The sequence below is a fragment of the Aggregatibacter segnis genome (assembly GCF_003130075.1).
GTDB classification, from domain to species: Bacteria; Pseudomonadota; Gammaproteobacteria; order Enterobacterales; family Pasteurellaceae; genus Aggregatibacter; species Aggregatibacter segnis_A.
Window position 1 is genome coordinate 12,201 of record NZ_NRCW01000002.1, and the last position, 14,027, is coordinate 26,227.

At 41.1% G+C, this 14,027-nt stretch carries 15 protein-coding genes; 13 read left to right on the forward strand and 2 right to left on the reverse strand.

All coding sequences use genetic code 11. From position 1 onward, the window contains the following. Positions 1–112: 112 nt before the first annotated feature. Positions 113–1,846 carry an arginine--tRNA ligase gene (argS, locus tag DK415_RS02025; RefSeq protein WP_109432232.1) on the reverse strand — a complete coding sequence of 578 codons (1,734 nt, stop codon included), beginning with the start codon at positions 1,844–1,846 and terminating at the stop codon, positions 113–115. A 99-nt stretch (positions 1,847–1,945) separates the two neighbouring features. Between argS and DK415_RS02030 the strand changes: the two genes are divergently transcribed. The 6 genes from DK415_RS02030 to DK415_RS02055 all read left to right on the forward strand — a co-directional run bounded on the left by DK415_RS02030 (position 1,946) and on the right by DK415_RS02055 (position 6,802). After that, positions 1,946–2,533, forward strand: coding sequence for a VOC family protein (locus DK415_RS02030; protein WP_109432233.1), 588 nt, complete (start codon positions 1,946–1,948; stop codon positions 2,531–2,533). A 96-nt stretch (positions 2,534–2,629) separates the two neighbouring features. Beyond that, positions 2,630–3,085, forward strand: coding sequence for an outer membrane lipoprotein (locus DK415_RS02035; protein WP_109432234.1), 456 nt, complete (start codon positions 2,630–2,632; stop codon positions 3,083–3,085). Positions 3,086–3,222: 137 nt separating this feature from the next. Continuing rightward, on the forward strand, positions 3,223–4,305 hold the full coding sequence (gene prfA / locus DK415_RS02040; protein ID WP_109432235.1) for a peptide chain release factor 1: 1,083 nt from the start codon (positions 3,223–3,225) through the stop codon (positions 4,303–4,305). A gap of 44 nt (positions 4,306–4,349) precedes the next feature. Beyond that, positions 4,350–5,249, forward strand: a complete 900-nt coding sequence (prmC, locus tag DK415_RS02045) for a peptide chain release factor N(5)-glutamine methyltransferase (protein WP_109432236.1) — start codon at positions 4,350–4,352, stop codon at positions 5,247–5,249. Between the two features lie 9 nt (positions 5,250–5,258). After that, positions 5,259–6,113 carry a 3-deoxy-8-phosphooctulonate synthase gene (gene kdsA / locus DK415_RS02050; RefSeq protein ID WP_109432237.1) on the forward strand — a complete coding sequence of 285 codons (855 nt, stop codon included), beginning with the start codon at positions 5,259–5,261 and terminating at the stop codon, positions 6,111–6,113. 176 nt (positions 6,114–6,289) lie between these two features. Beyond that, entirely contained in the window at positions 6,290–6,802 is a 513-nt protein-coding gene (locus DK415_RS02055; RefSeq protein ID WP_109432534.1) for an NlpC/P60 family protein, read from the forward strand. An 86-nt stretch (positions 6,803–6,888) separates the two neighbouring features. Here the strand turns inward: DK415_RS02055 and DK415_RS02060 are convergent, their stop codons facing one another. After that, entirely contained in the window at positions 6,889–7,338 is a 450-nt protein-coding gene (locus tag DK415_RS02060) for a LexA family protein (RefSeq protein ID WP_048748903.1), read from the reverse strand. Between the two features lie 317 nt (positions 7,339–7,655). Between DK415_RS02060 and sstT the strand changes: the two genes are divergently transcribed. The 7 genes from sstT (at position 7,656) to DK415_RS02095 (ending at position 14,017) form a co-directional block, all read left to right on the forward strand. Continuing rightward, positions 7,656–8,894, forward strand: a complete 1,239-nt coding sequence (gene sstT / locus DK415_RS02065) for a serine/threonine transporter SstT (protein ID WP_109432238.1) — start codon at positions 7,656–7,658, stop codon at positions 8,892–8,894. Between the two features lie 124 nt (positions 8,895–9,018). Continuing rightward, the gene (locus DK415_RS02070) at positions 9,019–9,528 is read left to right on the forward strand and encodes a hypothetical protein (RefSeq protein ID WP_109432239.1); all 510 of its coding nucleotides are present in this window, start codon (positions 9,019–9,021) and stop codon (positions 9,526–9,528) included. Positions 9,529–9,602: 74 nt separating this feature from the next. Beyond that, positions 9,603–10,709, forward strand: coding sequence for a DNA polymerase IV (dinB, locus tag DK415_RS02075; protein ID WP_109432240.1), 1,107 nt, complete (start codon positions 9,603–9,605; stop codon positions 10,707–10,709). Between the two features lie 90 nt (positions 10,710–10,799). Continuing rightward, the gene (folP, locus tag DK415_RS02080; protein ID WP_109432241.1) at positions 10,800–11,627 is read left to right on the forward strand and encodes a dihydropteroate synthase; all 828 of its coding nucleotides are present in this window, start codon (positions 10,800–10,802) and stop codon (positions 11,625–11,627) included. Between the two features lie 66 nt (positions 11,628–11,693). Beyond that, entirely contained in the window at positions 11,694–13,028 is a 1,335-nt protein-coding gene (glmM, locus tag DK415_RS02085) for a phosphoglucosamine mutase (RefSeq protein ID WP_109432242.1), read from the forward strand. Positions 13,029–13,046: 18 nt separating this feature from the next. Beyond that, positions 13,047–13,517, forward strand: coding sequence for a phosphohistidine phosphatase SixA (gene sixA / locus DK415_RS02090; protein ID WP_109432243.1), 471 nt, complete (start codon positions 13,047–13,049; stop codon positions 13,515–13,517). A gap of 95 nt (positions 13,518–13,612) precedes the next feature. Then, positions 13,613–14,017 carry a hypothetical protein gene (locus DK415_RS02095; RefSeq protein ID WP_109432244.1) on the forward strand — a complete coding sequence of 135 codons (405 nt, stop codon included), beginning with the start codon at positions 13,613–13,615 and terminating at the stop codon, positions 14,015–14,017. The last annotated feature ends 10 nt before the right edge of the window (positions 14,018–14,027 follow it).

A 14,027-nucleotide genomic window follows, 5' to 3' on the forward strand; every position in this document is an offset into this window, starting at 1 on the left:
AGTGCCTCCTGTGAGGCACTTTTTTTTACCCGATTTTTTTCATTCTTGATGGCATGATTTTAAGCATAAAAAAATCCCGCCATAAAAAGCGGGATGTGATTTATTAATGAGATTACATTTTCTCAACGGTTTTAATGCCGAGTAAATCCAATCCTTGTTTTAGCGTTCTTTCTGTTAACAACGCCAGTTTTAAGCGACTGAGTTTCACTTGATGATCGTCATTATTCAGAATCGGGCAATGCTCGTAGAAGGAAGAGAATACGCCGGCCAATTCGTATAAATAAGCGCAAAGTACATGCGGTGTACCTTCTTTTCCAACCACTTGAACGGCCTCTTCAAATTGCAATAATTTGATTGCCAAAGCACGTTCTTTTTCATTAGTAATGCTTAATTGGGCTTGTTCTACTTCGCTTAGGGCAATTTGGCTACGATTGAAAATCGAACGAATGCGGGTGTAGGCATATTGCATATAAGGCGCCGTGTTGCCTTCAAAGCTCAACATATTGTCCCAATCGAACACATAATCCGTGGTGCGGTTTTTCGATAAGTCCGCATATTTCACCGAACCGATACCAACAGCTTCAATCACATCAGCTTTTTCTTGCTCAGAAAGTGCGGTGGATTTTTGCGAAATTAATACACCCGCGCGTTCAATGGCTTCGTCTAATAAATCCGCCAGTTTCACGGTGTCACCACTACGGGTTTTGAACGGTTTGCCGTCTTTGCCTAACATCATGCCGAAATTTTTGTGTTCTAGCTGGAAACTGTCCGGCACATAGCCCGCTTTACGAGTAATCAGCCAAGCTTGTTGCATATGTTGGCTTTGGCGCGTATCGGAGAAGACTAATACACGGTTGGCTTTTAAGGTTTCGTAACGATATTTGGCAGCCGCGATGTCAGTGGTGGTGTAAAGGAAGCCACCATCTTTTTTCTGCACAATAACGCCCATTGGATCGCCGTCTTTATTTTTGAATTCATCCAAGTAAACCACTAATGCGCCGTCATCTTCTACAGCCAAACCTTGTTTTTTCAGATCTTCAACAATGTCCGGCAACATTGGGTTATACAAACTTTCACCCATCACATCTTTGTTTGTTAAGGTCACGTTGAGACGATCGTAGTTGTGTTGGTTTTGTTGCATGGTGATTTTCACCAGTTTTTGCCACATGGTACGGCAATATTCATCACCACTTTGTAATTTCACCACGTAATTACGGGCTTTTTCGGCAAATACCGGATCTTCATCATAATGTTTTTTTGCCGCGCGATAAAAAGCTTCTAAATCGCTCAATTCCATTTCGCTGGCATGTTCGTTTTCCATTTTTTCCAAATAGGCAATCAGCATACCGAATTGGGTGCCCCAGTCACCTACATGGTTGGCACGGATGACGTTATTGCCTAAAAATTTAAGTGTGCGTACGACAGCATCACCGATAATGGTTGAACGCAAATGTCCCACGTGCATTTCTTTGGCTACGTTTGGGGAGGAATAGTCCACTACGACAGTTTGTTTTTCCGGATTGTGTACACCTAATTTCGGATCTTGTACAGCGCGGCTGATGTTGTCTGCAAGCCAAGTGTCTTTTAGAAAAATGTTAATAAATCCTGGACCAGCAATTTCCGTTTTTTCTGCAATGTCTTGTAATTCGGCTTTGTCTAATACGCTTTGAGCAAATTCACGTGGGTTTAATCCCAATTTCTTGGCGGCCGGCATGATGCCGTTGGCTTGATAATCACCAAACTGCACTTTGCCCGATTGGCGAACGAGGGCTTCACATTGTGCATCGGCACCGGCTGCAATCATCGCCTGTTTGATTTTTTCGGATAAAATAGATTGAATATTCACGGCTGAACCTTAAATTTTTTGAAATAAGTTTGGGCTGATAAAAAATAGCTCGATATAATACCCTTCTTTCACCTTTCAGAAAAGCCAAAAAGGAAAATTATGTCGTTTCGCTTTCCCCATAAAATGTTTGAAAAACAGACCGCACTTTTTGCCGACTTTCAGGATTTTGAGCAAAAAATTCAAGCATTGGCACAACAGATCAATTTAGATTTAAACCAATATGAAATTGATCACCTTTCTTTGCGGGTGAATACCGAGCAAACGGCGAAGGCTTGGCTGACGCTATTGTTAGAGCATGGCTCGGTGTTGAGCGATAACCTGATTAACGGCAGAGTGATTTATTTGATTCAGTTACATGAGCCTTTGCGTTTGGTGCAACAAGAGGTTGATGTGGTGGAATTACCTTTCCCAAAAGATAAACATTATCCGCAGGAAACTTGGGAGCATATTGAGGTGGTTGTTCCATTTTTACCCAATGAAACCGCAGAAGAATGGTTAACAAGAATAAAAAATACATTCTTGTGGAACCAACCCGAACGTTTTAAAGTCAAAACGAGCGAACCGAAAGGGTGTGGTGAAAAACTGCTCAATTTATCTGTTGCAGTAAGTTTTGTAGATAAAATGCAGAATCCTACTTGTATCAAGTTCCACCCATACAGCATCAAGCAAATTGTAAGCGCAGTTTGATGATATAAAGCGGTTCAATAAAATCAGATTCATCGTTTATTTATCAAAGAATAAATAAGCAAAATAAAAGGTTAATTTCGTGTTTAAGGAGCTTTTATGAAAAAGATCGCATTAGCTATTTTAATAAGCTTAACTCTTATTGGTTGCGCCAATGAAGATATTTATGGCGGTAACGTCTATTCGGGTGCTCAAGCGAAAGAAGCCCGTTCGATTAGTTACGGCACCATTGTTTCCACCCGCCCGGTGAAAATTCAATCAGACAATCAAGGCGTGGTCGGCACGATCGGTGGGGGTGCGATTGGCGGTATTGCCGGTTCAGCGATCGGTGGCGGTACAGGCAGAGCATTAGCCACTGCGGTTGGTGCGGTTGCCGGTGCCGTTGTCGGCAGTAAGGTTGAAGAAAAAGTCAGCCAAGTTAGCGCCATTGAAATGGTTATTCGCAAAGATGACGGCAAAGAAATTGTTGTGGTGCAAAAAGCCGAAGCGAACCTCGTGCCAGGTGCGCGTGTGCGTATTGTTGGTGGTTCACGTTTGAATGTTTCCGCACTTTAATTTAAATAAGATGAAAAAGGCTTTTGAGATAGCTCGAAAGCCTTTTTTATTACCTAAACTTCAATAACATTTCTATTCTGTGCTAGAATGCCCCGATTTTTTTATTTCCCTTTCCATTTTCCTTCGAAGGTTAAAGAATGAAACCCTCTATTATCAATAAATTAGATAGCTTAAAAGAACGTTATGAAGAGCTTGAAGCGTTGCTAGGCGATGCTTCTGTCATTAGTGATCAAGATAAATTCAGAGCCTATTCCAAAGAATATTCGCAACTTGAAGACGTGGTGAAAAGTTTTAGTCGTTGGAATCAGCTTAATGCCAATTTAGAAGAAGCACAGCTCCTGCTTGACGATCCGGAAATGAAAGAAATGGCACAAATGGAGATTGAAGAATCCAAAGCCGAACTGGAAGAAGTTGAGCAACATTTACAAATTCTCTTACTACCGAAAGATCCGAACGACGAATATAACTGCTACCTTGAAATCCGCGCCGGTACCGGTGGTGATGAAGCAGGGATTTTCGCCGGTGATCTTTTCCGTATGTACAGCCGTTACGCAGAAACTAAACGCTGGCGCATTGAAGTGCTGAGTGAAAATGAAAGCGAGCAGGGCGGATTTAAAGAAATTATTGCCCTTGTCAGCGGCGATGGTGCCTATGGTCAATTAAAATTTGAATCTGGCGGCCACCGTGTACAACGTGTACCGAAAACCGAGTCACAAGGGCGTATTCATACCTCTGCGTGTACTGTTGCGGTGATGCCGGAATTGCCGGAGTCAGAAATGCCGGAAATTAACCCATCAGATTTGCGTATTGACACCTATCGCGCCTCCGGTGCGGGTGGCCAGCACATCAATAAAACCGATTCCGCCGTGCGTATTACCCATATTCCAACCGGCATGGTAGTGGAATGTCAGGATGAGCGTTCACAACATAAAAATAAAGCCAAAGCCTTATCCGTGCTAGCTTCCCGTTTAGTACAACAAGAACAGGAAAAATTGGCGCAAGAGCAAGCGGATACCCGTCGTAACCTTTTGGGTTCCGGTGACCGTTCTGACAAGATTCGTACCTACAACTACCCACAAGGGCGTGTGACTGATCACCGCATTAACTTGACGATTTATCGCTTAGATGAAGTGATGAACGGTAAAATTGATGATTTGATTCAGCCGATTATCACCGAATATCAGGCGGATCAGTTGGCGGCATTGTCCGAACAGAATTAACGAGAGAACGAGCTTAACGGCTCGTTCATTTTTATTAAACAAACATGAACTACCAACAATGGCTGCAACAAGCCGCGCAAGCGTTAAATCAGGCGAATCCTACAGAAAATGGCAGAACTGATGCACAGGTGTTATTGCAATTTGTGACACAAAAATCACGTGCATTTATTTTGGCTTTTGGTGAGACACGACTGGATGAAAAAACACAAGAAAAACTGACCGCACTTTTATCCCTCCGTTTGCAAGGTGAACCCATCGCTTATCTTCTCGGTGAAAAAGAATTTTGGTCGTTGCCATTAAATGTCTCAGCAGGCACGCTGATTCCGCGTCCGGATACCGAAATTTTGGTGGAAAAAGCCGTGGCGATTGCCACAGAGGCGTTACAAAAGTGCGGTCAAGATTCTCAATGTTTTCGTATTTTAGATTTGGGTACCGGCACGGGAGCGATTGCCTTAGCGTTAGCATATGAATTAAAACCGATTGCGCAAAAACAGCAAATTCAGTTGGACGTTATCGGTGTGGATGTTATGCCGAATGTGGTGACGTTAGCGACATCCAATGCGGGAAAAAATCGGTTAGACGTCAGTTTTTTACAAAGCTATTGGTTTGACAAGGTGACAGGCACATTTGATTTGATTGTGAGTAATCCGCCTTATATTGATGCAAAGGATGAACACTTAACCCAAGGAGATGTACGCTTTGAGCCCTTGTCGGCGTTAGTGGCGGAAGAGGAAGGCTATGCGGACTTACGTCATATTATCGCCAATGCGCCGAAATTTATGCGGATAGGCGGTTATCTGTTGGTGGAGCACGGTTGGCAACAAGGGGAAAAAGTGCGGTCGATTTTCCAAGAGAATTTTTGGACATCGATTGAAACTTTACGGGATTACGGAAATAATGAGCGCGTAACCTTAGGTTGTTGGGCTCAAACTGAAAATAAATAAGGAAGACATATGCAAAATAAATGCATTCAATTAGGTGATATTCAAATTGCCAACGATAAACCCTTTGTCTTATTTGGCGGCATGAATGTGCTCGAAAGCCGCGATATGGCAATGCAAGTGTGTGAAAAATATGTGGAAGTGACGCAAAAATTGGGCGTACCTTATGTGTTCAAAGCCTCTTTTGATAAGGCAAACCGTTCTTCCATTCATTCTTATCGTGGCCCGGGCATGGAGCAGGGATTGAAGATTTTTGCTGAGTTAAAGCAAACATTCGGCGTAAAAATCATTACGGATGTACATGAAATTTATCAATGCCAACCGGTTGCCGAGGTGTCGGATATTATTCAGTTACCGGCATTTCTTGCTCGCCAAACAGATTTAGTTGAAGCGATGGCGCGTACCGGTGCGATCATTAATGTGAAAAAACCGCAATTTTTAAGTCCGGGACAAATGGGCAATATCGTGGAAAAAATTGCGGAATGTGGTAACGATAAAGTGATTTTGTGTGATCGTGGCACGAACTTCGGCTATGACAATTTAATTGTTGATATGTTGGGGTTCAGCGTGATGAAAAATGTCTCTAAAGGTTGTCCGGTGATTTTTGATGTGACCCATTCATTGCAATGTCGCGACCCGTTTGGTGCAGCATCGGGTGGTCGTCGTGCGCAAGTCACCGAACTTGCCCGTGCTGGTTTAGCTGTTGGCTTGGCCGGTCTATTCCTAGAGGCTCACCCGGAGCCGAACAAAGCCAAATGTGATGGCCCGTCAGCGTTACCGTTAGATAAATTGGAAGCCTTTGTTGCACAAATGAAAGCCGTGGATGATTTGGTGAAATCCTTCCCTGAATTAGACACCTCTAACTAGTCTCTTCAATATTCAATATATAGTGCATAAAATTCTTTTTATGCACTATATATGCGATAAAACATGAATTTTATGAAATTAAATTGAGCTTTTTCTGGATTTTTTCTTCATTTTACGCTAGGATCCAGAAAAATTTTGTCAATGAATCTCTATTTAAATAAAAAAATTTAATGTTTATGTTTAAAAAATTTTTGATGATTGTTCCTTTATTTGTTTTGGCGGCATGTTCAAATTCTACAAAGAATGTTGCTGCTTCAGTACAAGATCAAGAACAGTTAAACCAATTAATTCATGCGCAACTAAAAACGAATAAACCGCATCAATATTCTGAGGTAATGGATAAACAACTTGCGAACATATATCAAGAATGGGCAGGTACACGTTATCGTTTAGGCGGTCTGACGAAAGGGGGCATTGATTGTTCCGGTTTTATGCAAACGACTTTCTTGAAAGCTTATGGTTTAGCATTGCCTCGCTCTACATCTGAACAACGTCATGTCGGCACAAAAATTGAAAAAAGTGAATTAAAAGTTGGTGATTTAGTTTTTTTCCGTAAAAACAAGCATGTTGGCGTGTATATTGGCGGCGATAAATTTATGCATTCCAGTACCAGTCGTGGTGTCATTATTGAGTCATTAAACGATGATTACTGGGCAAGAACTTATACGCAATCTCGTCGAGTGCTTTAAGTTTATTTTTCTGAAACATAAAAGAGCGGTCAAAAGTGTTAGCATTTTTGACCGCTCTTTTATTTGAGATGCAGGTAGTTATTTTATTAGGCGGCAAACCGGAGTGTATTTTTACGTTGTAGTTGATGAATGACATTGGTTACGGTGCCGACAATCGGTAGTTCTCGCCAATTGGTCGTTTTAATATTTTCCATTTTAGAGTCTAAAGATAAGAAAATAAATTCCCCGTTGTTGTGTGCAATAAACTCATATACGTGAAATTCATTGTTTACTTCAAGAACGATCAATTCGTCTAAAAATAATTCCTCATTATTTTCTACGACCAACATATCACCTTCTTCAATTCCCCAGGCGAGCATATTGGGATTTGTCATTCGAATAAAACATGTTTGTTGAGGACGTTTAATGCAGTACAAGTTGAGATCAAGTTTTTTATTGAAACTACGATTTTCTTGTTTCATATCTTCAAAAAAAGGAATGGGTTGATAAGAAAACATGTGATCGTTTTGTGCAACAACGTTGTGGTGGTAGTTCATATCTGCTCCTCAGTAAAATAAACTGTTTTTTTATACAGTTAAATATACTGTTTTTATATCCAGTAAGTCAACAGGTAAAAAATAAATTTTTGAATTATTTTTTCGATAGGATAATGTCGGAATTATTGTTTTCTAAAAAAGTATTAGGTTTATTAAATTTAATCTAAAGAAATTTATCAAAATTTCTACAAACTTAATGAAAGTTAAATGTTCGTATTTATTTTATCAAAAAATTCCGCTATCTTTATCGACCTAGGGGAATCAGTTTTGGTTCTAAGATTAACCGCAAGTGATTGCATAACTCTCGTTAACTTATTATGAATATGTCTCGTTTAATTTCACTCTTCTTCCAAGGCAGTTTGGTCAAACGTATTGCTGTTGGTTTAGTGTTAGGTATTTTGGTCGCACTCATTACACCTATGTTACAACCGACATTAGGTTTTAACTTGGCTGAAAAAGTCGGTGTGTTAGGTCAAATTTTTGTTCGTTCACTACGTGCTGTTGCACCATTATTGATCTTTGTTTTAGTTATGGCCGCAATTGCTAATAAGAAAGTGGGCTCCAAAACCAGCATGAAATCCATCATTGTGTTGTATTTGGTCGGTACTTTCTTAGCAGCATTAGTTGCTGTTATTGCAGGATTCTTGTTCCCAACAGAAGTCGCATTATCAGTAAAAGAAGATATTTCCGCTGCACCAAAAGGCGTTGGAACCGTATTGTTGGATTTAATTTTCAATATGGTGGACAACCCGCTAAATGCATTATTTAAAGCGAATTTCATTGGTGTATTGACTTGGTCTATCGGCTTAGGTTTGGCCTTGCGTCATGCTTCTGATGCAACTAAAACCGTGATTTCTGATATTTCTGAAGCGGTCTCCAAAATTGTTTATGTCGTTATTTTATTTGCGCCAATCGGTGTATTCGGTTTAGTTTCTGAAACATTAGCGGATAAAGGATTGGTAGCATTAGGCGGCTATATTCAATTATTAAGCGTGTTAGTCGGCTCCATGTTGTTTGTTGCTTTTGTTGTGAATCCGGTTTTAGTTTTCTGGAAAATCCGTCGCAATCCATATCCACTCGTTTGGACTTGTTTGCGTGAAAGTGGTGTAACCGCATTCTTTACCCGTAGCTCTGCAGCCAATATTCCGGTGAACATCAACTTAGCGAAACGCCTAAATTTAGATGAAGAAACTTATTCTGTTTCTATCCCATTGGGCGCAACCATTAATATGGCCGGTGCTGCGATTACGATCACCATTTTAACCCTTGCGGCAGTACATACCTTAGGCATTGAGGTTTCTTTCGGTAGTGCAATTCTGTTAAGTCTCGTGGCTAGCTTGTGTGCTTGTGGTGCTTCCGGGGTTGCCGGTGGTTCATTATTGTTAATTCCATTAGCATGTAGCCTATTTGGAATTTCTGATGATGTGGCGGCACAAATGATCGGGGTTGGTTTCATTATCGGTATCTTACAAGATTCTGCAGAAACCGCACTTAACTCATCTACCGATGTACTTTTCACTGCAGCAGCTTGCATTGCAGATGAAGACAAAAAGTAGAAGATAAAATTGCACGATTGAAATAATAAAAAGGATAGAATTTTATCTATCCTTTTTACTTTTTATTTCGTGCGATATGTTCTCTCAGCTTGTTAATTCTCCAACTATGGATATAGGTATTTGAATGAAATTATTAATCTCCCTTTTTTTATCTTTCATATTTGCAACCAATATGGCTTTTGCAGTAGAAAAAAATTCTAAAGGAAAACTAAGTCAAACTGAGCAAGTTGATAAGAAAAGTCAAAACGTACAAGATATTTCTTTTGGGGCTTTTCAAGATTATGTGGTGGTGAGTTTTGAAGGACGAGATATTGCCGTAGATGACAATAATCAGGCTTATGTCTTGGTTAAATTTATTGTTGAAAACAAAAGTGATAAACCAATAAAATTTTTCCAATGGTTAAGCGTGTATACATATGAAAAGCAAATTATTCATTTACAAAGCGTGCCGTTAAATTTTGAACAATCAATGGCAGCAGGAGATAAGATTAATATTAATTTGCGCATTCCATTTAATAAAGTGGCAGGAGAATATCGTTCTTTGTTTAGCAATTTGCAAGAAAATTTAATGATTTATGCTGTTCCGGAGAAAGTTGTTTTTGCTGATGGGCAACAAATTAATGTTGCGTATTAAATGCTGTTTATTTATACAGTAATTTGTGTTAAAGTGCGGTTAGAAAGTAACATGTTTTTTAACCGCACTTTTTTATGTCTGATTCTCTTTCCTGTAAGCCTAGAAAAATTATTCACATTGATATGGACTGTTTTTATGCTTCCATTGAAATGCGTGAAAATCCTACATTGGCGGATAAGCCAGTTGCTGTTGGTGGAAGAGCAGAGCAACGAGGCGTATTGACAACATGTAATTACATTGCCCGCAAGTTTGGGCTACACAGTGCAATGCCAACCGCACAGGCGCTAAAATTGTGTCCTCATTTGGTTTTACTGCCGGTTAACATGCCTCTATATTGCGAGGTTTCCCGTCAAATTCATCAAATTTTCCAGCGTTATACGACAATCATTGAACCGCTTTCTTTAGATGAGGCTTATTTAGATGTAACCGATTGTGATAAATGTTCCGGTTCGGCAACTTGGATCGCACAAGATATTCGCCAAGCCATTTGGGATGAACTTCGGTTAACCGCTTCTGCCGGTGTTGCACCATTAAAATTTTTAGCCAAAATCGCATCTGATCAAAATAAACCGAACGGGCAATTTGTGATTGAACCCAAAGATGTCGATGAGTTTGTTGCTCATTTGCCACTTAAAAAAATTCCAGGTGTGGGCAAAGTAACCTCGGAAAAATTACTGCAAATGGGCTTAGCATGTTGTGCAGATGTACAAAAAATTGATCAGCATATCTTGTTAAACGCATTGGGTAAGATGGGGCAACAAATTTGGTCATACAGCCATGGTATTGATGAGCGAATGATTCAGCCTCATCGAGAGCGTAAATCCATTGGTGTTGAAACGACATTATTGACGAATATTACTGCCTTGGAACAGGGCATTGCCGTGTTGGATGAGTTATATGCTCAATTAGTAAAACGCGTGCAACGTTCTGCTGTTAGTATTCCTTTTTCACAGTTGAGAAAAATCGGCGTGAAACTCAAGTTTGAAGATTTTCAGGTGACAACTCTAGAAAAAAGTGCGGTAGTTTTTTCGAGAGAAAATTTTCAACAGCTGCTAAGTCAAATTTGGCAGCGGAGACAAGGGCGAAGTATTCGTTTAATTGGCTTGCATGTCATGTTGCCGGAAGAACATCATTCAGGGCAAATGAGCTTGTGGGGATTTTCTGAAGGGGGTGATAAATAACTTCCTTTCTTTATGCTTTCTTTTTGGCAGGCTATAGAAATTCTCTTATAATACACCGCACTTTTTACCTAAACGGTAACCGAATAATCTATGAAATTAACAGCAAATAATAAAACACTCGATCTTTCTACCCCTAAAATTATGGGGATCCTCAATTTCACCCCGGATTCTTTTTCTGATAGCGGTAAATTTTTCCAATTAGACAAGGCGTTGTTCCAAGTAGAAACGATGTTGAATCAAGGCGCATCGATTATTGATATTGGGGGAGAATCAACCCGCCCGATGGCAGAAGAGGTGACGTTAGAAGAGGAACTTGAGCGGGTTGTTCCTTTAGTTGAGGCAGTGAGAAAACGGTTCGATTGTTGGATTTCGGTAGATAGTTCCAAAGCACGGGTGATGCAAGAGGCCGCTAAGGTGGGCATGGATTTGATTAATGATATTCGCGCTTTACAAGAACCTGATGCATTACAAACTGCCGTTCGTTTGGCATTGCCGGTGTGCATTATGCATATGCAAGGGCAGCCGCGAACAATGCAGCTCAATCCCCATTACGATGATGTGGTGGCGGATGTTTTAAAATTTATGCAACAGAGAACGGAACAATGTTTGGCTTCCGGAATCAAAAAAGAGAATCTGATCTGGGATCCCGGCTTTGGTTTTGGCAAAAGCGTGCAACATAATTATTGTTTGTTACAACAATTTTCTGTTTTCTGTGAACAAGGGTATCCGGTGTTGGCGGGAATTTCCCGTAAATCCATGATTGGTGCCGTGTTGGATAAGCCTGTAGAACAACGGACCGTGGGCAGTGTGGCTGCCGCATTAATTGCTGCGATGAAAGGCGCCAGCATTTTGCGTGTGCATGATGTCGGTGAAACGGCCGATGCCCTTAAAATTTGGTTTGCAACACAGAATGCGTAATTGTGCTGTCAGACGAACGACGGTATAAAATAATAAATGACATTTTTATTAAGAAGGAATTGAAACATGGCTGAACGTAAATATTTTGGGACTGATGGGGTGCGTGGAAAAGTAGGTAGCCATCCGATTACCCCTGATTTTGTTTTAAAACTCGGTTGGGCTGCAGGTAAAGTGTTAGCCACACAAGGGTCTCGCGTCGTGCTGATTGGTAAAGATACCCGAATTTCGGGCTATATGCTTGAGTCTGCCCTTGAAGCCGGTTTAGCGGCAGCCGGTTTATCCGCTGCATTTACCGGCCCAATGCCAACCCCGGCGATTGCTTATTTAACCCGCACTTTCCGTGCGGAAGCCGGTATCGTGATTTCCGCTTCCCATAATCCGTATTATGACAATGGGATTAAATTCTTTTCTACACAAGGGACGAAATTACCCGATGATGTGGAGGAGGCTATCGAAGCGATGTTGGAACAACCGATGGACTGTGTTGAATCTGCCGAACTAGGTCGCGCCAGCCGAATTAAAGATGCGGCAGGCCGTTATATTGAATTCTGTAAAAGTACGTTTCCGGCTCACTTGAGTTTAGAGGGATATAAAATAGTAGTGGATTGTGCCAATGGCGCAACCTACCACATTGCGCCGAATGTCATGCGTGAATTAGGCGCGGAAGTCATTGAAATTGGCACCCATCCGAATGGCATGAATATTAATGAAAAATGCGGTGCAACGGATATTAAAGCGTTGCAACAAAAAGTGTTAGAAGTAAAAGCGGATGTGGGTTTGGCATACGATGGTGATGGTGACCGTTTAATTATGGTGGATCATCTCGGTAATAAAGTCGATGGTGACCAAATATTATTTATTATTGCGCGTGAAGCCTTGCGCGAAGGGCGTTTGCAAGGCGGTGTCGTAGGCACCTTAATGAGCAATATGAGTCTTGAACTTGCCTTAAAACAATTAGCCATTCCGTTTGTGCGCGCCAATGTGGGCGACCGTTATGTGTTGGAACAAATGCAAGAACGCGGTTGGGGTTTAGGCGGTGAAAACTCGGGGCATATTATTATTGCGGATCGTAATACGACCGGTGATGGCATTATCGCTTCTTTAGCCGTGTTGACAGCAATGGTAAAACATCATTTGTCGCTGAACGAATTAGCCGATGCAGTCAAATTATTCCCACAAGTATTAATTAATGTGCGTTTTGCCGGTGGTAAGAATCCATTAGAAAGCGATGCCGTGAAAGCGGTGGCTGTAGAGGTTGAAAAACGCTTGGCCGGCAAAGGACGTATTTTACTGCGTAAATCAGGCACTGAGCCGTTGATTCGCGTGATGGTGGAATGTGAAGACGGTGCATTGGCTCAGCAATGTGCAGAAGAAATCGCGGAAGCGGTGAAGGCCAATTAATCTTTAAGGTCGTTATAAATGCATTTATTTATTATGCGTCATGGCGAAGCGGAATTAATGGCGAACTCGGATAAAGCCCGTCATCTTAATGCTAACGGCAGGGAACAATCCCGACTTCAAGGAATGTGGCTAAAATCCACCGCACTTGAGTTCGATAAAGTCTTGGTGAGCCCTTATACCCGAGCTTTAGAAACCTTTGATGAGATTAATCAGGTTTTTGAGCAACAACTTTCCGATAAATTGGAAGTGTGGGAAGGCATTACGCCTTATGGTGATTCCGGTTTGGTCAGTTCTTATGTGGCTTTGTTGGAAAAAGAAGGACATTGCAATCTCCTGCTGATCTCTCATTTGCCTTTGGTCGGTGATATTGTGAAAGAATTGTGCGGTCGAAATCCGGCGAGTTTTTATCCCGCTACGATTGTTGAGGTTCATTTGAATAATCAGCGAGCTGAAGTTAAAGAAATAAAATATTTCAGTAAAACGAACTGAAAAACATTCCTTTTTACGTCATTTTGTTACACACTGTAAACGTCTTACAAAATAGGTTTGTGAGGCGTTTATTTTTTTATTTGTTAGGAGCTACTATGAAAAAATCAGTATTAACCGCCTTAGTCTTAGGTGCAGTGTTAAGTGTTACTGCGTGTGATGACAATAAAGTTTCACAACAAGTTGAGCAGGCTAAAGCCAGTGTTTCAGAAGCGAAAGAAACGGTAGTCAGTGCAGCACAAGATGTAAAAACGGCAACCGTTGAAGTTGTCAAAGAAACAAAAGACGCTGTGGCAGAAAAAGCTGGCGAAATGAAAGAAGCCGCTGCTGAGAAAGTCACTGAAGCAAAAGAAGCTGCAGCTGAAAAAATGGATGCAATGGCAACTAAAGCAGGTGAAATGAAAGATCCAGCAGCTGAGAAAGTGAGTCAAGCTGCGGATGCGGTATCTGAAAAAGCGGCTGAAGTGAAGGAAGCCGTAAAAGAACGCACTGAAAATAAATAAAAGGCAGATT